Source organism: Leptospira noumeaensis (genome assembly GCF_004770765.1).
Classification (GTDB): domain Bacteria; phylum Spirochaetota; class Leptospiria; order Leptospirales; family Leptospiraceae; genus Leptospira_A; species Leptospira_A noumeaensis.
The window spans coordinates 39360-61002 of record NZ_RQFK01000007.1; the positions used below are offsets into that span (position 1 = coordinate 39360).

General features: G+C 37.2%; 22 protein-coding genes and 1 pseudogene. 11 read left to right on the forward strand and 12 right to left on the reverse strand.

Annotated features, from left to right (window positions below):
• Positions 1–97 precede the first annotated feature (97 nt).
• Entirely contained in the window at positions 98–1726 is a 1629-nt protein-coding gene (locus tag EHQ24_RS00305) for a cryptochrome/photolyase family protein (RefSeq protein ID WP_244310243.1), read from the reverse strand.
• On the opposite strand from EHQ24_RS00305, the pseudogene eutB reads away from it, so the two are divergent.
• Positions 1715–2007 (forward strand): annotated as a pseudogene (gene eutB / locus EHQ24_RS00310) (ethanolamine ammonia-lyase subunit EutB); the annotation flags it as partial. The gene EHQ24_RS00305 and the pseudogene eutB overlap by 12 nt on opposite strands.
• Before the next feature lie 141 nt (positions 2008–2148).
• On the opposite strand, the gene EHQ24_RS00315 reads toward eutB, so the two are convergent.
• The 4 genes from EHQ24_RS00315 to EHQ24_RS00330 are packed head-to-tail and all read right to left on the reverse strand — an operon-like array spanning position 2149 to position 3306.
• Positions 2149–2592, reverse strand: a complete 444-nt coding sequence (locus EHQ24_RS00315; protein WP_135599729.1) for a hypothetical protein — start codon at positions 2590–2592, stop codon at positions 2149–2151.
• A gap of 18 nt (positions 2593–2610) precedes the next feature.
• On the reverse strand, positions 2611–2814 hold the full coding sequence (locus EHQ24_RS00320; protein ID WP_135599730.1) for a hypothetical protein: 204 nt from the start codon (positions 2812–2814) through the stop codon (positions 2611–2613).
• A 20-nt stretch (positions 2815–2834) separates the two neighbouring features.
• Positions 2835–3071 (reverse strand): hypothetical protein, encoded by a 237-nt coding sequence (locus EHQ24_RS00325; protein ID WP_135599731.1) that lies wholly within the window; start codon positions 3069–3071, stop codon positions 2835–2837.
• A 13-nt stretch (positions 3072–3084) separates the two neighbouring features.
• Complete coding sequence (locus tag EHQ24_RS00330) at positions 3085–3306, reverse strand: hypothetical protein (RefSeq protein WP_135599732.1); 222 nt, start codon at positions 3304–3306, stop codon at positions 3085–3087.
• A 325-nt stretch (positions 3307–3631) separates the two neighbouring features.
• Between EHQ24_RS00330 and EHQ24_RS00335 the strand changes: the two genes are divergently transcribed.
• The 4 genes from EHQ24_RS00335 (at position 3632) to EHQ24_RS00350 (ending at position 7303) form a co-directional block, all read left to right on the forward strand.
• The gene (locus EHQ24_RS00335) at positions 3632–5026 is read left to right on the forward strand and encodes an ethanolamine ammonia-lyase subunit EutB (RefSeq protein WP_135599733.1); all 1395 of its coding nucleotides are present in this window, start codon (positions 3632–3634) and stop codon (positions 5024–5026) included.
• Positions 5023–5814: an ethanolamine ammonia-lyase subunit EutC gene (gene eutC, locus EHQ24_RS00340; RefSeq protein ID WP_135599734.1), complete on the forward strand. Its 792-nt coding sequence runs from the start codon at positions 5023–5025 to the stop codon at positions 5812–5814. Before EHQ24_RS00335 ends, eutC begins: the two co-directional genes overlap by 4 nt.
• Before the next feature lie 49 nt (positions 5815–5863).
• Complete coding sequence (locus tag EHQ24_RS00345; RefSeq protein WP_135599735.1) at positions 5864–6139, forward strand: cysteine-rich CWC family protein; 276 nt, start codon at positions 5864–5866, stop codon at positions 6137–6139.
• 72 nt (positions 6140–6211) lie between these two features.
• On the forward strand, positions 6212–7303 hold the full coding sequence (locus tag EHQ24_RS00350; RefSeq protein ID WP_135599736.1) for a helix-turn-helix transcriptional regulator: 1092 nt from the start codon (positions 6212–6214) through the stop codon (positions 7301–7303).
• A 40-nt stretch (positions 7304–7343) separates the two neighbouring features.
• Here EHQ24_RS00350 and EHQ24_RS00355 read toward each other — a convergent pair whose 3' ends face one another.
• Both EHQ24_RS00355 and EHQ24_RS00360 read right to left on the reverse strand, forming a co-directional pair.
• Complete coding sequence (locus EHQ24_RS00355; protein ID WP_244310244.1) at positions 7344–8363, reverse strand: DUF1554 domain-containing protein; 1020 nt, start codon at positions 8361–8363, stop codon at positions 7344–7346.
• Positions 8364–8394: 31 nt separating this feature from the next.
• Entirely contained in the window at positions 8395–9270 is an 876-nt protein-coding gene (locus EHQ24_RS00360; protein ID WP_244310245.1) for a hypothetical protein, read from the reverse strand.
• Positions 9271–9741: 471 nt separating this feature from the next.
• Between EHQ24_RS00360 and EHQ24_RS00365 the strand changes: the two genes are divergently transcribed.
• From EHQ24_RS00365 to EHQ24_RS00375, 3 genes are read left to right on the forward strand one after another with little or no spacing between them, the layout of a single operon-like run.
• Complete coding sequence (locus EHQ24_RS00365; protein ID WP_135599739.1) at positions 9742–10452, forward strand: glutathione S-transferase family protein; 711 nt, start codon at positions 9742–9744, stop codon at positions 10450–10452.
• A 7-nt stretch (positions 10453–10459) separates the two neighbouring features.
• Positions 10460–10807, forward strand: coding sequence for an ArsR/SmtB family transcription factor (locus tag EHQ24_RS00370; protein ID WP_135599740.1), 348 nt, complete (start codon positions 10460–10462; stop codon positions 10805–10807).
• 1 nt (position 10808) lies between these two features.
• Complete coding sequence (locus EHQ24_RS00375) at positions 10809–11294, forward strand: SRPBCC family protein (protein WP_135599741.1); 486 nt, start codon at positions 10809–10811, stop codon at positions 11292–11294.
• A gap of 56 nt (positions 11295–11350) precedes the next feature.
• On the opposite strand, the gene EHQ24_RS00380 is transcribed toward EHQ24_RS00375, so the two are convergent.
• The 3 genes from EHQ24_RS00380 to EHQ24_RS00390 all read right to left on the reverse strand — a co-directional run bounded on the left by EHQ24_RS00380 (position 11351) and on the right by EHQ24_RS00390 (position 15850).
• Entirely contained in the window at positions 11351–11725 is a 375-nt protein-coding gene (locus EHQ24_RS00380; protein WP_135599742.1) for a hypothetical protein, read from the reverse strand.
• A gap of 108 nt (positions 11726–11833) precedes the next feature.
• A complete protein-coding gene (locus tag EHQ24_RS00385) occupies positions 11834–12514 on the reverse strand; it encodes a nucleoside 2-deoxyribosyltransferase (RefSeq protein WP_135599743.1) in 681 nt (226 codons plus the stop codon).
• Between the two features lie 111 nt (positions 12515–12625).
• Complete coding sequence (locus tag EHQ24_RS00390; RefSeq protein WP_135599744.1) at positions 12626–15850, reverse strand: SpoIIE family protein phosphatase; 3225 nt, start codon at positions 15848–15850, stop codon at positions 12626–12628.
• A gap of 237 nt (positions 15851–16087) precedes the next feature.
• Here EHQ24_RS00390 and EHQ24_RS00395 point away from each other — a divergent pair, with 237 nt between their 5' ends.
• Positions 16088–17377, forward strand: coding sequence for an alanine racemase (locus EHQ24_RS00395; RefSeq protein ID WP_135599956.1), 1290 nt, complete (start codon positions 16088–16090; stop codon positions 17375–17377).
• 39 nt (positions 17378–17416) lie between these two features.
• On the opposite strand, the gene EHQ24_RS00400 is transcribed toward EHQ24_RS00395, so the two are convergent.
• Together EHQ24_RS00400 and EHQ24_RS00405 are read right to left on the reverse strand one after the other, a co-directional pair.
• The gene (locus tag EHQ24_RS00400; RefSeq protein ID WP_135599745.1) at positions 17417–18445 is read right to left on the reverse strand and encodes an extracellular catalytic domain type 1 short-chain-length polyhydroxyalkanoate depolymerase; all 1029 of its coding nucleotides are present in this window, start codon (positions 18443–18445) and stop codon (positions 17417–17419) included.
• 109 nt (positions 18446–18554) lie between these two features.
• The gene (locus EHQ24_RS00405; protein ID WP_135599746.1) at positions 18555–19553 is read right to left on the reverse strand and encodes an LLM class flavin-dependent oxidoreductase; all 999 of its coding nucleotides are present in this window, start codon (positions 19551–19553) and stop codon (positions 18555–18557) included.
• Between the two features lie 261 nt (positions 19554–19814).
• Between EHQ24_RS00405 and EHQ24_RS00410 the strand changes: the two genes are divergently transcribed.
• Both EHQ24_RS00410 and EHQ24_RS00415 read left to right on the forward strand, forming a co-directional pair.
• Positions 19815–20588, forward strand: coding sequence for an AraC family transcriptional regulator (locus EHQ24_RS00410; RefSeq protein WP_135599747.1), 774 nt, complete (start codon positions 19815–19817; stop codon positions 20586–20588).
• 54 nt (positions 20589–20642) lie between these two features.
• A complete protein-coding gene (locus EHQ24_RS00415; RefSeq protein WP_135599748.1) occupies positions 20643–21479 on the forward strand; it encodes an NAD(P)H-binding protein in 837 nt (278 codons plus the stop codon).
• The last annotated feature ends 164 nt before the right edge of the window (positions 21480–21643 follow it).

The following is a 21643-nucleotide window of genomic DNA, read 5'->3' on the forward strand; positions in this document are numbered from 1 at the left end:
CAACGACAGGTAAAAATCAGGAAGTTCATGGAACCAAACAAGTTTTCGAATTAAACTTTATGACTCATTTGGTAGTTAGGCGAAAGTCGATTCTAAACTAATTGGATTCTATACTAGTGATCCTTTCTTTCCATTCATCGCTTATTTGATAAAGTTGGGTTTTCTTTTTTGAATCTAATCGATTCAAATTTCCAATCATCACTGAAAGGCGAGGATTTTTTTCAAAGAAACTTTTATGTTTTTCAATAAACTTCCAATATAACCCATCAACAACCATTTCCCATTCTCCTTTTGGATAGGATCCCATTTTTTTGTAATAGTTGGAGCCGCATATATAGGGTTTGGTGGCAAAAATTCCTCCATCACTAAACAAAGCCATTCCAAATACATTGGGTGTCATGACCCAATCCGAAGAATCAATAAACATTTCCATAAACCATTTATATGAATCCAATGGATCTATTTCTAATAATACCATTAATGAACCAACAATCATCAGTCTTTCAATATGATGTGCATATCCATAACGGTTACATTTATGAATTACGTGATCTAACGGAGGAATGAGAGTATTTCCTTCATACCAATGTTTGGTGAGTTTTCTTTTGTGTCCAAAAAAATTGGATGTAAGTTGAGTTTCTCCAAAATTCTGGTAGATACCTCTTACGAATTCTCGCCAACCGATGACTTGGCGGATAAATCCTTCCAATGATTGAAGTGGAATATTGTTGTTTTTGGAATATTTTAATGTTTCATCAATGACTGCAGCAGGTGTAAGTAATCCTAGATTTAGAAAAGGAGTCAGAATCGAATGATGTATGAACGGAAATTCGGTGGAGAGAGCATCTTCATAAACTCCAAAATCATATAGTCTGAATTTTAGAAAATGATTTAACCATTCCTTGGCCTCAACTCTAGTTGTGGGCAACCAAAGATGGCGTGTATCTCCTGGATGAGAGGGAAATTTGTTTTCAATTAAATCTAAAACCTTTTGTTCGTCAGAGTTTATTCTGATTTCGGGGATAGGTGGAGGGTAAAATCCTTTTGGTAATTTTTTTCGATTTTCAAGATCGAAACTCCATGTCCCACCTTCTGGTTTTCCATTTTCATCAATTAAAATATTTAATTTTTTTCTTTGAGACTGATAAAATGTTTTCATAAATGGTTTTGATACTTTCACCAAGTATTTGTTAAATTCTTCTCGGGAAGTTAGAAACATTGGAGATTTGTGTTCAATCCAATGGATTTTTTGTTGAGTTAAAACATGTTTGATTCGTACTTCAAAAAATTTATCTTCGATTTCAAAAATATGGAATTCATCGAATTGGTTTTGGATTAAAAAATTTGATAAACTATCATCGTAGGAAATACCTGTTTCATCCAAATATTCATATTGAACATTAAAACCTAAAGATTTTAACTCATCGGAATATTTCCTCATAGCCAAAAAGAAAAAGGCAATTTTTTGTTTATGAAACTGATAGTAATTACACAACTCTTTATCCTCACGCATAAAAATGGTATATTGATCTCTGACGGTCTTTGGAACCAAGTCAGACAAATCAAAAAGTTGATTCCCAAGTATCAGAAGGCCTTTTTTCATCTTTTGTGTGAGCGTGATCTTTAGACATTTTTCGTAAGAAATATACAAGTCCTTAGTTAAGAAAATAGAAAAGTTATAACCTAAAAATCCTAAATCTAATATAATTTCTTTATGGGTTACCAAACCATACTCGGATCAAAAACCTATCATTTTCCTGAATTAAAGACCTGTTAGCAAAGACAAGCCCTCATCGTTCCGGTGATGATTTGTCATGTGTTTCTGTGGAAAACCAGGAAGAACGAATTGCGGCTCAAATAGCGCTGGCAGATGTATATTTATCAGAATTTTTAAATGTAGGATTGATACCAGCAAACAAAGATGAGGTGACTTGCCTTATCTTTGAATCTCATAATAAGGAAGCCTTTCTTTTGATTTCCCACTTAACAGTAGGTGGGGGACGGGAGGGAAAGCGGAACCCCAGACGAGTTCGGCCCGAACCTGGAAAATATATTAAAATCAGAAGGCATTGGGAATGCCTAAACGAAAAAAGAAATTCCGTTAAGTTTTTGTTACTTGGTGTGTTTGAAAATTAGAACTAATGATGGTTATTGATTGTTTGTCCAATAGCCTTGAAAAATGATAAACTTTAAAACTTTACCAGGTGTTGGTTCTATATCAATCGCATTTGCCGGTGGGAAATGAACCCAGTCTTCTTTGTTGATTGGTAATACAGCATCATCAAAATGTATCTTGCCAGAACCAGAGAGGATGTATATGGCCCTCGGGACTGTGAACTTATTTTTGTTCTCTTTGAAAACAGTGCGAGACTTGGCAACAGCGATGGAGGAGCTAAAACTTCCCAGGTTGGCTATGGAAGTTTCTACATTGTCCATTTCCGTAGCTGGTTTTGTACTGGAGATAAAAGTTGAAAGAGAGATGGATTTGATTTCAGGATTTCCAACTAAGGTTTTGGAATCCAAAGTTGTGGATGGTTTGCAGGAAAGGTAGGTTACACCTAAAACGAAACAATAAATGAAAATTTTTAACATAACCTACCTTTTGTAGAATTACTCGAAAGCGATTGTTACTTCTTTACAAGAAACTTTTTTTCCGTCAGCAGCAATTTCACATTTTTCTACTTCAGAATTGAATTGGTAAGGGTGAAAGTAGAAACGGTATGTTGAGTTTCCAACTTGTGTCAAACTTGTTGTTGTGCAAGAAATGAGTGCACTAACAGAAACGAGTGAAAGTGTTAATAGTATCTTTTTCATAGTTTTTATTCCTTAACTGATTAATTGTTTGCACCAAAGCTTGGGTTGTTATCGAAAGCACTTTCAATGTTTACGCAGGATAGGTCATCTTGAGCTGTAACATCGCAAGTATATTCATCAGTAGTAAAAATAATTGGTCCATGTTGTGTGACTGTTACTTTTCCTTTGCCACCTGATTTAATTTGATAAACAGAGACACAGTTTGTTGCAAAAGTAAGAATGAGAAGGGTTCCCAGTGTTAATGCTATTTTTTTCATAATTTTCTTCTCCTTAGTTAGTTACATTCAAACGAACTTGTTTGCATTTTAGGTTTCCAGAAGCATCTGCGTCACATTTTGCAACGTATCCTTCAGCCCCACCAAAAAAAGGTGCTTTAATTACGGTTAAGTATAGTTTTCCGTCAACATTTGCAGAATCAATGACGCGGTATTGCGTACAATTTGCAAAACCACACATTGAAAATAGAATTCCAGCTAACGCTAGTTTTTTCATAGATCTTCCTCATTCACGATGAATTTTCAGACAAAGTTAGTCGTCTTTCTTTCCGGAGTCAATATATTCTGCAATTGGAAATAGATATTATGCGAATATATTGATGTTTAGTTTTGTAATATTTTCCATTACAAAGTTGATATTTAGCTTTGTTTTTAAACTTTTGGTAGAATTTTGCAATAAATCACTGAATGCTTGTTATTTGTTTAGTGGTCGTCCTCGGGGTTTCGAAGGAAGTCGGTAGAATCAAATAAACATGGCTTCCCAAGCCAAATCTTAGGGAAAAGTTATATCCTAAAAATCCTAAATCTAATATAATTTCTTTATGGGTTACCAAACCATACTCGGATCAAAAACCTATCATTTTCCTGAATTAAAAGACCTGTTAGCAAAGGCAAGCCCTCATCGTTCCGGTGATGATTTAGCATGTGTTTCTGCGGAAAACCAGGAAGAACGAATTGCGGCTCAAATGGCGCTGGCAGATGTATATTTATCAGAATTTTTAAATGTAGAATTAATACCGGCAAACAAAGATGAGGTGACTCGTCTTATATTTGAATCTCATAATAAAGAAGCCTTTCTTTTGATTTCCCACTTAACGGTAGGTGGGTTTCGCGAATTTTTGTTATCGGAGACAACAACATCCGAATTGATCACTTCCATCCGATGGGGAATCACACCCGAGATGGCCGCGGCTGTATCCAAACTCATGTCTAACCAAGATTTAATTTTGGTTGGTAAAAAAATAAATGTAATCACAAAATTTAGAAATACCTTGGGTTTACCTGGTCGCCTTTCTGTTCGGTTACAACCTAACCATCCGACGGATGATCCAAAAGGAATTGCCGCTAGTCTTCTGGATGGATTATTACTCGGAAGTGGAGATGCAGTGATTGGAATCAATCCTGCTACTGATAACATTCCCACTTCGATTGCACTTTTAGAAATGTTGGACAACCTCATTCAAAAGTATTCCATTCCCACCCAATCTTGTATTTTATCTCACGTGACAACTTCTATGGAAGTGATGAAACGAGGGGCTCCTCTCGATTTGGTATTTCAGTCGATTGGGGGAACAGAAGATTTAAATAAAAGTTTTGGTATTTCACTTTCTGTATTAAAAGAAGCAAGAGATATGGCACTTTCTTTGCGACGAGGGACTGTGGGAGATAACGTGATGTATTTTGAAACAGGGCAGGGAAGTGCCCTGTCTGCAGGGGCTCACCATGGAATCGACCAACAAACGTTAGAGGTTCGAGCATACGCAGTTGCTAGAGAGTTTTCTCCACTTCTTGTGAATACCGTTGTGGGTTTTATTGGACCTGAATATTTATACAATGGAAAACAAATCATCAGAGCTGGACTCGAAGATCATTTTTGTGGGAAACTACTTGGTCTTCCCATGGGAGTGGATGTCTGTTATACCAATCATGCGGAAGCGGACCAAGATGATATGGATACACTTTTAACACTACTCGGTGTTGCGGGTTGCACGTACATTATGGGAATCCCCGGGGCCGATGATGTGATGTTGTCATACCAAAGCACATCTTTTCATGATGCTCTCTATCTCAGGCAAGTTTTGGGATTAAAACCGGCTCCTGAATTTGAAACTTGGTTACTCGACCGTGGAATTTTTTCAAACCAAAATGGCTTTTTACCCAAAGAGAATCGAGAGTTACTGTTGTTGGAAGAAATTTTGGGGAAATCAAAATTATGACTTTTTTGGATGAATGGAAACAGTTTAGTAACGCGAGGATTGGACTTTCTCGGTTTGGTAGTTCGATATCCACTAAAGAAACGTTACGTTTTCGTTTGGATCATGCTCGTGCAAGAGATGCAGTTTTACTTAATCCCGACTATTCTAAGTTAGTGGAAGAGATGGAAGTTTTGGGGAACCCACAAAATCTCTCCAGCCTGTTTGTGAAAAGTCAAGTTCATTCCAAAGAAGAATATTTACTTAGACCAGATCTGGGCAAAAGATTGGATTTTGAGTCCAAAAGCAAGTTACAACCATTCGCTGGTAATTTCGATTTGGTTTTGGTTGGGGTGGATGGACTTTCAGCAAAAGCAATTGATGAAAATTTAATTCCTTTTTTAAAACTTTTCATAGAAGCCATTAGAAAAACTAAGTTATCTATCGCACCGCTTGTTCTTTCTAAATTTGGGCGGGTTGCTATTGGTGATGAAATTGGTGAAGTTTTAAATGCAAAACTTTCCGTTGTGGTGATCGGAGAAAGACCCGGTTTGTCTTCTGCCGATAGTTTGGGGGTGTACATCACCTATCATCCAAAAGTGGGAAAAACCGATGAAAGTCGAAACTGTATTTCAAACGTTCGCCCCAGTGGTTTTAATTTTGAGAGTGCGGTTGCCAAAACCATGTATCTCATCACTGAATCCATCCAAAGAAAACTTTCTGGTGTGGATCTGAAAGATGAGATGCCTCCTGAATTTTTAATACAATCGAAAGACAACACTATGATTGCCGAGATACCGGAATCTTTGTGACATCCAACTAACAGAGGTTGAGCGATTCGTGGGTGTAAGGAGATTTATCTTGGAAGAATCCAAATCAAACAATTCAGAAATTCCGAAAAAAACTGAATCTAAAATCAAACACGATGAAAAACTTTGTCCTAATTGTAATCGAAGTTTTGAATGTAAGGTTGGTTCCATTAGTCTTTGTCAATGTACGAAAGTTTACCTTTCAAGAGAGGAAAGAGACTATTTGGCGGCACAGTATTCCGATTGTCTTTGTTACCAGTGTATGGAAACACTTGCTTTTGAGTATAGGATTACAAAATCTTATAAGGCAATCACTTGGAGTTTTTGATAAATTTTAAAATTGAATGGAAAAAAAACTTTGTTAGTTGTTTTATTAGTATAAGTAGGGTTATGATTTTTTGTGATTAGTTTATTTTTTCTAGTACCTTTGTTTGCTTCCTTGGCAAATTTAAGTTGTTTTATTGAAAATATCACCCGCGACCATCGTTTCCACAGGCTTTTAAGTATTTTTTATTTTACCATTGGGGTTCAGAATGCGGCCACAGCAGCTCTTTGTTTAGCCCCCGATGAAACTTCTGGACTTGCTTTTTGGATCTTTCAATGCCATTCCTTTTTCCTTCTGGCTCCAGTCCTTGTTGCTTTGTGTTCTTTTTGTACGGGAAGAAAATTATTCAATCAAGGAACAATTTTTATTGCAGTCTACGCACTTGTAGTTGATTTACTTTGTTCTTCCATTCCAAAAACCATTGTTTATGGATTCGCTACCTTGTCCTTTGGGACAGCTCCTCTGCTTACTTTTTTCGGTGGAATTTTAGGTGGTTCTGTCCATTTTTTTGCAATTGCTATTTCCTTATACTTTGTCCTTTCGCCTTTGGAATGGAATTCCTTCTTTCATCGAAAAACATTTATTTTGGCATTATGCGTTTGGTGGTTCGGTTTATTTTCTAATTTTTTGCCCATGTATGGATTCAATTTTCCACCTTTGCATCCGGTAGTTGATGCCACCATTTCAGTTTTATTTTCCATTTATTTGAATCGTTATAATGCATCAAAACCAAGTATTTATAGTTTGTTTGCTTCTATTTTGATTTCCCTTGCTGTTGGATTACTTGTTGGAATTTTAGTTTTGGGTATCCTTCCTATTTTTCCACTACGCGAGTTGGTTGTTTCGATTGTGACGACTCTTACTAGTTTGTTGTTTTTTTCGTATCTGTTAAAAACCACTTTGAAGGATGAAAAACCGAACCTTTCGTTTTCTCTTCCTCTTGAAAACTTTGGTTTGTCCAAACAAGAACTAAGGATTTGTGAGTTAATTGCCGAAGGTCATAGTCGTTCCTTTATTCGGCTAATTTTAAATGTATCAGATGGAACCTTAAGAAATCATTTAAAGAATATATATGGAAAAGTACTTCCAGAATCTAATTCTACATCAAAAGACCAACTCCAACGACTGACTGTATTTTTATCTAAACAAAAATCACAGAGCAATTGAATCATTGAACATATAAAAAAATTCGTTTGTCTGTTTTATCTTATTGTTCAACACAAACTAACTCACGATTGACGGAGCATTGTTGTAATCCTCTCCCTGCTGTGAGTGTCACTATATCTTGGGTATAACCATCTCCAGTCATTCCAAGTTCAAAAGTGGCGTTTGTAGTCCACTTCAAACAAGCCCCATCCAAATAGGAAGTCCAATCTGGATTGAGTCCTGTCCAATGGTCAGAGCTAACGCTTGTAATTGGCGTAGAAAGACTTGAGGTAAATAATCCATTGGCATTGGATGTTTCTATATTCACTCCGCCTGGCCTTATATAAGCCTGGTTTGCTTTAAAAACCCAATCGATTTGACCATCCCCTAAATTGGCTGTGAGACTGGCTCGTCGTGAGATTCCATCAACCACCATTGCTTTGTAATTCCCTGTGCCAGGATAGTTTGGATCCGATTGGCAGCTGGAATCAAAGATCGATGCTTTCCCTATATTGGCGGGATAACCATTTTGGGTGATAAATATAATACATTTGATACAGGATGCCTTACAATAAATCTGAATATCCTTTATGTTTTTGTTGGAAACTTTTCCTGATGAATTTGCCAACTCACAGAAGTTACCTTCCGCTTGAGTTGCAAAATTGACTTCGTAGTTAGAGCCAATAGGAACCTTGGTAGGAAAAGAAAATTCTGTGCTGCCTGCGGGAATCACAAGTGTATTTTTTTGATTTAAAATTAATGTGAGTCCGCTTCCAGTAAGCCCTGAAATTTTTCCTCCAACAGTAAAACTTGTACCATTCGCCGGAAAACAATGAGGACTTTCATCACCTAGTAATGATTTTGCGGCAATTGTTTTGGAATAAGATTCGGAACTTGGATCACATACATTTTCCATTTTAGATGGATCACAGTTAGTTATCATTCCTATTGAAAAAAAGAAAATAACAAAAGGATGAGTGATCGAAACCAAAGAGAAAAATGCATTTTTGTGTTTATAAGAAAAAGTGTATCTTCTTTTGCCCGACCAAAATCCAGATCTGCAAATTGGTATTTTGTTCAAAGAGGCAGATCGGATTTTTTTGAAAACAGGATCAATCATTGGGAATACTTAAATAGCCATTTGCAATTGTAAACCGCATGGGGTTATCGATCACCAAAAGGGAAGTAACTTTTGCGCAGAGAAATTCTTTATCATAAATGTTAAAGTTCGTTTTGATTGTATGGATACCGGCATTCGGAACGGGGATCACTAAGTTCTGGGATGGGGCTATGTATTCCGGGAAACTTCTGGGACTTACTCCAACTATGTCTAAGTTAAGAGATGTACCTTGGATCGGTAGTTTGTATTTTGCGTTAAGTTCCACTATACTACCCGTCTTCGTTGCTTCAATACAATGGTCATTGCAATCACCGAATGTGGCCGGAATCTTTGGTGCATCGGCACAGATTCTTGGATGTCCGATAGTTAGTTGTTTTGTGGAAATTCCAAATTCATTTTTTGCCACAACGAACACTTTGACCTTTTTGTCAGCATCAGTAAGATAGGTGTAACCAGAAAAGGTAGCGGCTGTACGGTTGAGTGTTACCAGTGCATTGGTAACGGTTCCATCTGGTTGGAGTTCCATATTTTTTTTCCCGAAGTAGAGAGTAATGGTTGTATTTGAGGGAACTGGTTTTTTGAAACTAACGCTTGTTTTTTGAAATTGCAATAGTCCCTTTGTAGAATAAGGATCATCTGCTGGATTGGCATCATTGGTGATATACGTTATTTCGTTGAGGGTCGGAGCAACTGCTTGTGGGATATCATCCACGGCTATTGGAGTTTCGTTTCCTGTTTGTCCTCCTTGGTTCCCTCCAAATGCTGTAGATGCTGAAGAATCTGCAGAGACCAAAAGAGGAACGAGAAGGGTTTTTGCATCGGGGGAAGTGCCCTCACATTTTAGAAAAAAAAGAGATAAGCCAGTCATGACTAAAACCGGAAGGTTCCAGCGAACAAACTGGACAGTTCTTCGTCTCAGCCTATCAAAATGCCGAATGGAGTTTTTGGGTGTTTTCATGCATTTAAGTTAACATGAACCGCTCTTCCCGACCATGTCCTAGATGTCACGAGCCGTGGTTTTGGCCTATCCCAAATGTCATGTTTGGATTGTTTCCAAATGTTTGATCCTCTCTGTTTTGGTTTCTCCTCGTTTGCTTGGAAAAGGTATGGTAAACAGTGAGTGAGTTTCGATTTGCATTGGATGGAATTTTCCGCTGAAGCGATTAGGAAACTGGGTTTCCTTTGTCAGGCGCTGAAATTCGAAACTCAGTTACCTTTTACACAAGGTGGAATTCGAAAGTGAGTTACCATTTAAATTCACTAAATCTTATTAAATACTTTTCCATTTGGCTAAGTATTTTGTTTGCCTAAATTTCTGGCTTGTCAAATAGTTTTCCAAATGGCTAACTATCGGACTCCCAACCTATTGCTTTACATCCACCCGCTTGCTTCTTTTTGTCATAAGGCTTTGATTGCTCTTTATGAAAACGGGACAGAATTTGAATGTCGGTTTGTCGACTTAATGTCTGAAGAGTCCAGTGCCGAACTTTTGTCTTATTGGCCAGTGGGCAAAATTCCTCTTCTCCGAGATAGAAAACAGCAGAAAACGATTCCAGAAACCTCCATCATGATTGAATATGTAAACGAATTTTATCCTGGGAAAATTGATCTGATTCCAAATGAGTTTTCGTTGGCATTAGAAACTAGGCTTTGGGATCGTTTTTTCGATCTTTATATCAGTGTACCCATGCAAAAGATTGTTGTCGATCGTTTGCGTCCCGAAGGTCAGAATGATACTTTCGGCGTGGAACAAGCCTATGAAAGTCTTCGAATCGCTTATGATATGTTGGAGAAACAATTGAATTCTAGTTACTTTATCACCAATGATCGTTTTACTATGGCGGATTGTTCGGCGGTGCCAGCTCTTTTTTATGCAGATACAATTTTGAGTTTCCGTTCCACTCATCCAAAACTCACAGTTTATTTTGAAAGTTTATTGGAAAGACCTTCAGTCAAACGGACGATAGCGGAAGCAGAACCATATTTTTATTTGTATCCTCTTTTTGATAAGATTCCCAAACGATTTTTAAAAGAAAAAAATGAAAACTAAGGTTTTTATGAAATCTAAAACTTCTGGATTAGAAGATATCTTTCATGCACTCGGTGATAGCAGTCGTTTGTCAATGGTAGAACGTTTGAGTCAGGGGCCTATCTCAGTAAAAGAATTAGCTGAACCGCTTTCCATGGCTTTACCATCTGTATTAAAACATTTAAAAGTTTTAGAAGATTGTGGGATTGTGAAATCTGAAAAGTCAGGTAGAGTTCGCACATACCAATTGGATATCCAACAACTTTCTGGGATTGATTCATGGATTTCGGAAAGAAAAGACTCTTGGAATCGAAGTTTTGACAGGTTGGCAAATTTTTTAATAGAATCATCAGACGAGAATTCCGACGGAGAGTGAAATGAAAAAAAGACAAGAATCACATTCTACATTTACAATCGAAAGGATTTTACCTGCCTCGATTGAAAGATCTTTTGCTGCTTGGGGCAATGCTGAATCCAAACGAAGATGGTTTGCTTGTCATGATGATTGGAAAACGGTTGAATTTAATTTGGATTTTAAAGTTGGCGGAAAAGAATCCAATTTAGTGGTAACTCCCTCCGGAGGGAGGCATGTTTTTGATGCAACATTTTATGATATTGTACCGAATGAACGGATTGTATATGCCTTTGGTATGTATGTTAATGACATTCGTATTTCTGTCTCTCTCGTTACTGTTTTATTTGAGTCACCTGTGGAAGGCAGAACTAAAATGACTTTTACCGAACAAATTGTACTATTGCGAGAACCTGGCAGTGCAGATGAATTTTCTACAGATGAGGAGGTCCGAGGCAGAGTAGAAGGAACCAATGCTGGGTTCGATCGACTTGTGAAGGACTTAAGTTAGTGGCTCCTTTGTATCGGAGCCATTCGGTTATCATTTTTTTTTACTCTAAAGAGAGTTCAAACTGGATACAAAAATTCATAAAAGGTTCCATTGACCATAGGAACTCTTATGTTTTTAAAATCATTCTTATCTGATTTTGTTTCTAAATATTCAAAAAAAGTTTTTTCAGGTTTGTAAAAGTATTTGGTTCTGGTTCGTTCTAATGATTGGATCGCAGTTTGAATGTTTGTCTCTTTTGTTTTTTTTGGATCAAAGAATTGAAAGAGTTGGCGGTTTTTTGCAGAAGCAGGAAGGGAAAATTCCCAACAGATTTCTTCTTCAATGGACAAAATTTCAAGGTAGAGTTCTGAATCGTTCTCAGGGCCACCGAGTCCTGTCAGTTTCAAAGAAAGATCATAATACTCATCAAGTAGGGATTCCATGTATTCCATAAATTTGTTAACCTCTAAAACCAGAATACCAGTGGGGTAGGACAAAATACGGAGAGGATTGGAAAACTGGGGATTTTTTTATTTAAAATCCCCTAAAAAAAATGGATTCTAGCCTTCTAAAAATTTCATAAAACTTGCGGAAGCTTTTAGTTTTTCCACAAGCACCTTAAGGATAGCCAGTAGATCTTTTTCTTTATGGTCAAAAAACCGAATGATGTTTAAAATTTCCCATACCTCTTTGCCAACTTCCATTGTTTTTTTGACCATAGGTGGTGGGTTCTTCAGATAAGGATTTTCTCCCGCAGCGTTTACCGTCCCAATGATTTCTGCAAGTTTGGTGGGAATTTGGGAAATATCTGTGACATATTTCCAGTTATAACTAAGGCCAGTGAGAAGAGGGTTGTCTAACCCGTTAAACTCAGTCCTTGGATCATTTTTATATATAACAATTGGTTTCCCTGTGGCAAACGATATCCCTGTTTCTGAAATAGAACCGTCGTCAGCAGGTCTTCCGTTCATATTGAACACTGTTGCATTACATCGTTCCACAACTTGGTATACATCCATTGCAAACACTGCTTTTTGAACAAAAATCATGATATCTCGAAAGATTTCACCAGATATGATAGGTGTATTGATCATAGCCATAACCTTTGCCACTTCGATCCCATCTCTTTGTGGGAGGTAGGTTTTGTAACCAGCTGTTTCCAAAGTGGTAGCAATGGTTGCCATTGTGTTTAGTTCTTCGGGGCTAAACATAGGTCCAGAACAGTAAATATATTCGCTCATTATATCCTCTAAGTCATTCAAATGAATCAGAGAAGTTTTTAACTCATTCTAAAAATTAATCATTACAAATTTTAAATACAACTGAAAAAAGTTAGATGTTTGGTGGGTTGGCTATAAGTCTACTACAACGAGAGTTATGTCATCCTCGGGAATTGGTTTTTCGCAGAATTCTTTTACTTTTTCCAGAAGCCCATCGGCAAAAATCTCTGCGGAGCCGTTTGTGGAATTTTCCACTATATAATTGCTAAGCCTTTCGTCACCAAACATATCGCCAGCTGGGTTTCTTGCTTCGGAAATCCCATCTGTATAAAGAATAACTCTGTCACCTACATTAAAAGGAATGTCTAAAACCTCGTCAGGGATTTCAGGAAAACATCCAAGTATCCTTCCTCTGGGCCGAACGAGTTCCACTTTGTTTGTTTGCCTTCTATAAAAGGCAACGGGAGGGTGACCAGCGCTTGCATAGAGGATTCTTTGGTTTTTTAAATCAAAAAATAAATAACAGGCAGTTACAAATTGTTTATGGATTGAATCTAACAATAGTTTATTGATTCTTTTTAAAACTTCGTTTGGCTTTTTTGAAACATGTTTTTGTAAGTTAAATGCCATTTTAAACATTGCGGCTACAATGGCAGCAGGGATTCCGTGTCCAGAAACGTCTGCGATAACAACGCCTAAACTATATTCGTCGGGAGTATAGAAATCATAATAGTCTCCACCTATAGCAGTCATTGGATTGTATCTAGATACAATTTTTGCTCTTTCGCCTGTGGGTGGATGTAAAGGTAAGGAAGAATCTTGGATTTTTTTTGCGAGTTTGAGTTCCGCTTTGATATTTAAATAATCTTCTTTTTCTTCTACGGCAGACTTTAAAAGGATGAGAGTATTGACTCTTGCGAGGAGTTCTCTTTTATCAAAAGGTTTGCCTAAAAAGTCGTTTGCTCCTGCTTCTAATCCGGAAAGGACATCGTCGATTCTGTTTTTTGCCGTGAGCATCAGTATGGGCATTTCATGAATCGAATAAGTTTCTCTAAGAATTTTGCAAACTTGATACCCACTCATCTTTGGCATCATGATATCCAAAAGAATTAAATCTGGTTTAATTTCATTGGCAACAGAAATGGCGGTTGGTCCATCTAAAACTGGCACTACGTTGAATCCGCAACCACTCAATTGGATTTTTAATACTTCCAGATTAATTGGATCATCATCAACAGCAAGGATGGTAAAGTTTTTATTTAAATCTTTGGAAAGATTGGAAGTGACTTCCATCCTTTCTACATAGTTTTGTTCGACAATGAAGTTACCACGTAAGTCTTCATCCAAGTTTACAGGATTAAATGTTTCTATTGATAAATTTGAATTGGATTGAAATCCTGTTTGGCCATTAGCAAGAGGAAGAGTGAATCGAAATACAGATCCTTTTCCTAGTTCGGATTCAACAGAAATGTTTCCTGTATGAAGTTCTACCAAGGTTTTTGTAATGGATAATCCGAGACCTACACCTCCGAAGTTTCGGGATATACTTGCATCGGCCTGGGCAAACGGAGCAAAAATTTTTCCTTGGTCTTCCTTGGATAAACCAATTCCTGTATCTGTAACTGAGATTTCTAAATACTCCAAGATACCTTTGTTAATTGGCCTTACAGTGACTCGGATACTTCCGGATTCTGTAAACTTTAACGCATTTCCAATCAAATTAAACAAAATTTGTTGGATCCGACCTTCATCACCAAACACAAGTGCTGTGTTGTCTGGTATTTCACTTGTGAGACTGATCCCCTTTTCTTTTGCCGCTGGTTCTAGTAAACTGATCACAATGTCAACGGATGGTTGGATGGCTAAGGTGATAGGAAAAAGATTGATTTTTCTATTTTTGATCATAGAAAAATCGAGTAGGTCGTTGACCAAACTAGAAAGTCTTTTGGCCGAAGAAATGATGATTCCTAAATTTTTATTCACACCTGAACTTAATGCACCCATGGAACCTTCGATCAAAGATTCTGTGATCCCAATGATGCCATTGAGTGGTGTTCTCAGTTCATGAGAAGTATTGGATAAAAATTCATTTTTCATTTTATCCAAGGAAACTAACTCTTCGTTTTTTAGTTCTAATTCACCCTTTAGTTGGTTTGTGACTTCATATAGTTTTGCAAACCGAATCGATAAGGCAAAAGATAAACTTAAGGTATAAATTAAAAAACCTTCGGAAAGTGATCTATCAAGGACAGTAACTAAAATTTGTGTGTAACTTAAAATTGAAAAGGTTGCAGTAACGCCAAGGGCTATTTGTCCAACTAAGATGATGAATGCACCTGGTTGTTTGTTTTTAACTGCTTCGAAGTTTAGAAAAAAAGCATAAACCAATTCAAATAGAGAAAATAAATGACAAATGTTTAATGTATATTTGGAATATAAACTTAAAACTGTAGGATGAAAAGTGAATAATGAAACAAGTGCTAATACAAAATGGAACCATAAAATGCCTTTGATTAATTTGGATGGTTTATGGTTTGTAAATTCTAAAAAGAAAACTGTGCCGGCCACACCCATAAGATTCAAACTAGGATGAAAAACATAATGGTTAAACCAAAACTCATCGCAAACAAAGTAAGGAAGTGATAAGTTTCCGAATGTTGCAAATCCTGCTAAGATAGCAAAGAAAAAATATAATAGATAAGCCTTTTCCCTTCTACTTCTTATCCAAAGAATTAAACAATAAAGTGCCGAATAAAGAAATGCGAAACAAGTGGCGGAATTCCACATTATGTATTTATAAAATTTTCCTTGGATGAGATTTGATTCCCCAATATAAAACTCTGAATTTACAAATCCTCCCCAACCCACATCGTCGGCTACTCGCACTGCAATTATATTCTCGGAATCATATAAAATAAGTTCCGGCGGGATTGAATACACGGAAATCCGACTGCTTTTTTTTACAAGTTCTCCTGATTCGGAAATGTGCCCAGTTCTACCAACAAGGACTCCGTTGATATAAATTTCATTTGCGTCAGCTATGATAGGTGTGAGTATGCTAATCTTTTTATTTTTGAAGGTTTTTGAAACTTCAAAAGATTGCCTATACCAACCAATTTTAAATCCTGATAATCCTGAATTGTTCCATTGTGCTGGAATTGATAATGTTTGCCACCCATCTTCTGGTATATTTTTTTTTCTTAGATTTAAATCATCCTTGGGATTAAATTTCCAAGTTCCTGAAAGTTTGACTAATTGAGTTGGGTCATCGAGGGAGAAGGTGGAAAGGTTCGGACTTGCATAGACAGGCAGTAGGCAAAAGGAACAATAAATCGCAAATAGATAACGAACTTTCATTTTAATTCCAAAGTAAAAGAGGCGACCTTTTGCATCATTAGTGGTTATGCCAAAAATTAACCAAGAAGAAAAGATTCAGTGCGGAGGAAAACTGGATTCTCTTGCCAATCCAATGATCTCTTGGTGTTGCTTAAAAAATCATTCATTCAGTTAAAATTAGAGCTAAATTCGATTTACATTCAGTTGTTTCCATTGGACTTTTTGGAAATTACCAATCCTTGGGAGTCAGTATTATCGATGTTAAAGAGTCGGGTTTTTCGAAAATTTCTTATTTTTCTGGTCATCTTGTTCGCTTTTGTTTTGTTTCTAAGACCAAAGGATGAAGGTTCTCCTTATTTAGAATACTTTTCCAATCTCAACCAAAAACTAAAAACCGAAGGATTTGGTAAACCGGTTGTACTTTTGGATTTGGATCGATTGGATGAAAATTTATCCACACTGACGAAAAATATCCCACCACCACTACATTATCGAATTGTAGTGAAATCTCTCCCTTCACTAGACCTTCTCCGTTATATCATCCACAAAACTAAAACAAGTCGGCTTATGGTTTTTCATTCAGGTGATGTGGTTATGCTTTTGAATGATCCCGAGTTTTCTTCTTTTGATATTTTACTCGGTAAACCTATGCCGGTGCGTGCCCTAGAGGAGATTTATAAAAAGACAAAAGCAGATCGGTTCCAAAAAATCCATTGGTTGGTTGATACGGAAACAAGACTTAACCAATATTTGGAATTTGCAAAATCTAAAAACTTAAAGTTACATCTGGTTTTAGAAATTGATATAGGACTCCATCGTGGTGGATTTGTAAATCCAAAGGAATCAAATCAAACTCTTTCTATCATTCAAAATTATACAAACAATCTAGAATTTGATGGATTTATGGGATATGAACCTCATGTGGCCTCTGTTCCGAATTTGTTAGGTGATAAACAGGAAGCGATAACAAAAGAAATTCAATCTTCATTGTCTCTTTATAATGAATTTGTTACCGAAGGAAAAAGATCCTTTCCATCCTTATTTGAAAAAGAACTACTTTTGAATGGCGGTGGGAGTAAAACCTATCGATTTTATCAAAAAAATAACCAAGTTGTAAACGATGTGTCAGTGGGTTCTGCCCTCGTAATGCCTACCGATTTTGATGTAGTGACTCTGAAAGAACACAAACCTGCATTTTTCATTGCGGCTCCTGTGTTGAAACGATTGGAAGGAACTACAATTCCCTTTTTAGAACCTATTTCCTTTTTATTTCCTCTATGGAATCCAAACTTACAAGTCACCTATTTTACGTATGGTGGTGCTTATCTAGCAAAAAAAGAATCACCTCAAGGATTGTTTGATAACAGTCTTTATGGAGCGAGTACCAACCAAGGAATTTTAAATGGAAGTCGTGCCACTGGATTACAACCTGATGATTATGTTTTTTACCGGCCAACTCAAAGTGAAAAGGTAATGGCGGAAATGGGCGAAGTGGTATTAATCAGAAATGGAAATATCTTTGGAACCTGGAAGTGTTTTATCAATTAGTATGTCTGGGACATGGACATACTAATGATTCTAATCTACTTAATTTCCTTTAAAGAACTCCCACATGGCATCATTGGCTTTGATCGCCGTGGAGGGTGTAGCAGATCCAAAAAATAAGGAAGGTTTTTTACCTCCAGGCCACGAATGGCCTCCTGATTCTGTGACACAAAGTTTTACCTTCACACCATCTTTACATTCACCATACTCATCACAAGTCACACCGGGTTCCTCTAAGACTCGTTTGGGGGTAGTGTTACACTGGTTGAATTTCACCCATTTAGATATCGTATTTGGTACAGAAACAAAGTCTGTGACAAGATTTCTATCTTTGAAACTGTTTCCAGCTCCCCCATAAAATAGAACCTTGTCATCGTCTTTGGCATGAATGTGTAAAATGGAAATGGGTTTTGTTGGATTACAAGTAATGGTGTTATCAGTTCCTGCAACAGTGGTGATGGCTGCAAATTTGTCTGTCATTTCACAGGCAAGGCGATAAGACATCATCGCACCATTCGACATTCCTGTAACATACACTTTGGTTTTGTCGATATACAGTTGTTTGGTGGCATGTTCCAGGATTTCTTTTATGAAACCAACATCATCAATTTTTTGGTCACGGGCATCGGCACAACAATTACCTGCATTCCATGTCGCAATTTTCCCCGATTTGAATTTGCTATATCCATTGGGGAAAAGAACGATATACCCATTTTCTTCTGATTTGGAAATTTGATGGTAGTAGTCTTCATTTGCTTGGATTTCCATATCTCCACCACCACCATGTAAAACAAAAAGGAGGGGAGCCTGTTTGTTTGTTACATACGACTTTGGAACATGAACTTTATAATAACGCGGGAAACCTCCATGGGAAAAGGTAAAGGTATAATCTCCAGGTGTTTCGATTTTTGTTGTTAGGTCAGAGGACGCAATTGGTGCCGGTTTTTCTTCCATTCGCGTTTGGAATCTTTCTTTTATTTTCGAACGCAACCAACCACGAGAGCAAGACTCTGTGGAAAAAAAGATAAGACTTAAAACTAAAATAGATAAAAATTTAAATTTATATTTCATGGTTTTTCCTTACGTATAGGTTTCTCCGATATGACCTAAAACTGATAAAAAAAGTTCCCTGATGTAGAGATAAAATAAAATTCCAATCTATATTAGTAAAAAAATCTGATTATCTATGAGTGGTTGTTTCTATTTCCAATTGCATAAGAATTTCTAGGGAACGAATTTTAGCATCGATGTCATAAACAGAAGTCACAGTCATCAGTTCATCGGCCTTTGTTTCTTCTAAAACCTTAGTAATTCCGACTTTTACGGATTCAGGTGAACCCACTACAGAATAAGATAACATTTGTGAGGCGAACTGTTTTTCTTCGGGACTCCAATAGGTTTCGATATTTTCAATTGGTGGTGGGAAAGTCCCTCTTCGGTTGCGAAGGATGCGAGTAAAGGATTGTTGTGAACTTGTGAATAGGAAATTAGCTTCTTTGTCCGTATCCGCTGCAATCACATTGACACCCACCATCACATAAGGTCTGTCCAAATACTTGGATGGTCTAAATTGTTTTCTATAAATGGAGATGGCTTCCATAAGTGCCGCTGGTGCAAAATGAGAAGCAAAGGCATAGGGAAGACCGAGCATTGCTGCCAGTTGCGCTCCAAAGAGACTGGATCCTAAAATCCAAACAGGGACATGAGTTCCCATTCCAGGAATGGCACGGATTTGTGATTGGCTCCCTTCGTCTTCGAAGTAAGTAAGTAATTCTTTTACATCCTCTGGAAAGTTTTGAGAACTCATTGGATCACTGCGTAATGCTCGTAAGGTGAGCTGGTCGGTTCCTGGTGCCCGTCCAAGCCCTAAATCAATCCTACCAGGATACAAACTTTCTAATGTTCCAAATTGTTCTGCAATGACCAGTGGGGAATGGTTGGGTAACATGATCCCACCGGCTCCAATTCGTATAGATTTTGTATGACTTGCCAAATGACCGATGACAACAGAGGTAGCAGCACTCGCGATGGAAGGGAAATTATGATGTTCAGCCACCCAGATGCGATGGTAACCCAAACTTTCCGCGGCCTTTGCTACTCGCACCGAATTGTTTAGGGCATCAGTAGCTGTGTTCCCTTCATTGATAAATACTAAATCGAGAATCGAAAGTTTTGCCATTAGGAACACATTCCCTTTTCCACCTCTCCGGTGTAAATGTGTAAAAAAAATAAAATCATGTTTTGATTAAAAATTCGAATACAACTGTTATGTGTGAAGGAAAGATTGAATTTAAAATTTCTTAAAAAAAATCAACTAAAACCTGAAACTAAAAGTCTAAGTGCTTTGGAAATCAAATGCGTTTTTGTATTTTGAAGCAAGAAATGACTAAAAATTACAAAGTCATATATTGATACTTAAGATAGTTTGAATAAAGATAAAATGAAAGTTTGGAAACCTGATTTAAATTTAGAATTCAAATCACTCATACAATCTGTATTTGTTTTTGAATCAGATACGGAAGAAAAACAAAATCTTCCCTTTTATGCAGATGGGTTTCCTGGGCTTGTGTTTTTTCACTCAGAAAAGCCTGTAACCGTTTATGTGGGATCGGAATCCAAGGTGATGGATCCGGTATTTGTTTATGGACAAACAATCGAACCCATTCGAATCGAAATCGAAGGCCCATTTTTCTTTGTGATGGCACAACTTTTCCCAGCTGTCGTGGAAGAATCATTAGGAATTCCTGTAGTGGAGCTGACCAATTCTTGTTTTACTATCCCGCAGTCTAATTGGATAGACGAACCTAACTTTGAGTTATCGAGAGAGAAGTTTTCTTCTTCTCTAGCAATGGATGCCTTGATGACTTTTATTATGAAAAAGGGTAGTAAGTTTCGTCCAGATCCTATTTTGCATATTTGTATAGAAGAGATTTTGGAAGAAAAAGGAAATTGCGAAATTGGAAAGTTATCAAAAAAATTGGGTCTTTCGGAAAGAACCTTACAGAGAAGATTCCAAAATTATGTAGGTCTCACACCAAAACAATTTTCTACCATCATTCGGTTTCAATCCAGCTTAAATGAGTTAAATAGTGAATCAAAGTCTAAGTTGACAGATGTTGCTTATATGAGCGGGTATGCAGACCAGTCTCATTTCATTCGTCAGTTCAAATCCTTTACCAAACAAAAACCATTTCGTTTTCGAGAAAAAATATAATTCCTGTCGGGTTTGTTCAATTTATATCCTTTAGTTTCTTGTATTCTAAAATTCATGAAACCTAAAACATTAATCATTGGATCCAGTGGAAAAACCGGATCACGAATTTTATCAAGGCTAGAAAACGCGGGTTATCCTGCGCGATTGGGATCGAGAAAAGTTACACCCGCCTTCGACTGGGAAAAACCGGAAGAATGGGAATCTGTCGTCCAGGGCGTGGATCAAGTTTATATCAGCTTCCAACCGGATTTGGCAGTGCCTTCTTCTCTAAAGGCAATTCAAACTTTGGTGGATGTATGTAAAAAAAATAAAGTCAAACGACTGGTTTTATTATCCGGAAGAGGGGAACCAGAGGCTCGCGCATGCGAACAAGTTGTACAGAAATCTGGATTGGAATGGACCATTCTTCGTGCCAGTTGGTTCTACCAAAATTTTAGCGAAGGAATGTTCCAAGAACAAATTTTGGGAGGAACGGTTTTATTTCCTCAAATCACCACCAAAGAACCGTTTGTGGATCTTGACGACCTTGCTGATTTGGCTTTGGATTCACTCATTACAGACAAACATCGTAACAAATTATACGAACTCACAGGCCCTGAACTTTGGAGTTTCCGTGAGGCATTTGCATTCATTGCCGAAGTCACAAACCAAACCATTCCCTTTGAAGAAATGCCTTTAGATGAATATATCTCCACGCTCAAAGGTTTTGGAGTTCCAGAAAATGTAACTTGGCTAATTGATTATTTATTTAGAACGGTTCTTGATGGGCGCAACGAATCTCTTGTGAATGATTTGGAATTGGCCCTTGGCAGAAAACCAAAAGACTTCCGTACTTACGTGAAAGAAACAGCCAAATCTGGAATTTGGAAAATTTCCCAACCGAGTGTTTAATTCTCCATTGGAACCGGTGTTTCAGGGAATGCCGGCAGAAATTCACTAAACTTGGCTTCGCGTCAATTGGTTCATAAAATCTCACTGAGAAAAACGAATCCTAGTGAGATTTTTATGGAATTTTGAAATTAGGTTAAGGGTTTTTTCAAAACCATCGAACCAAT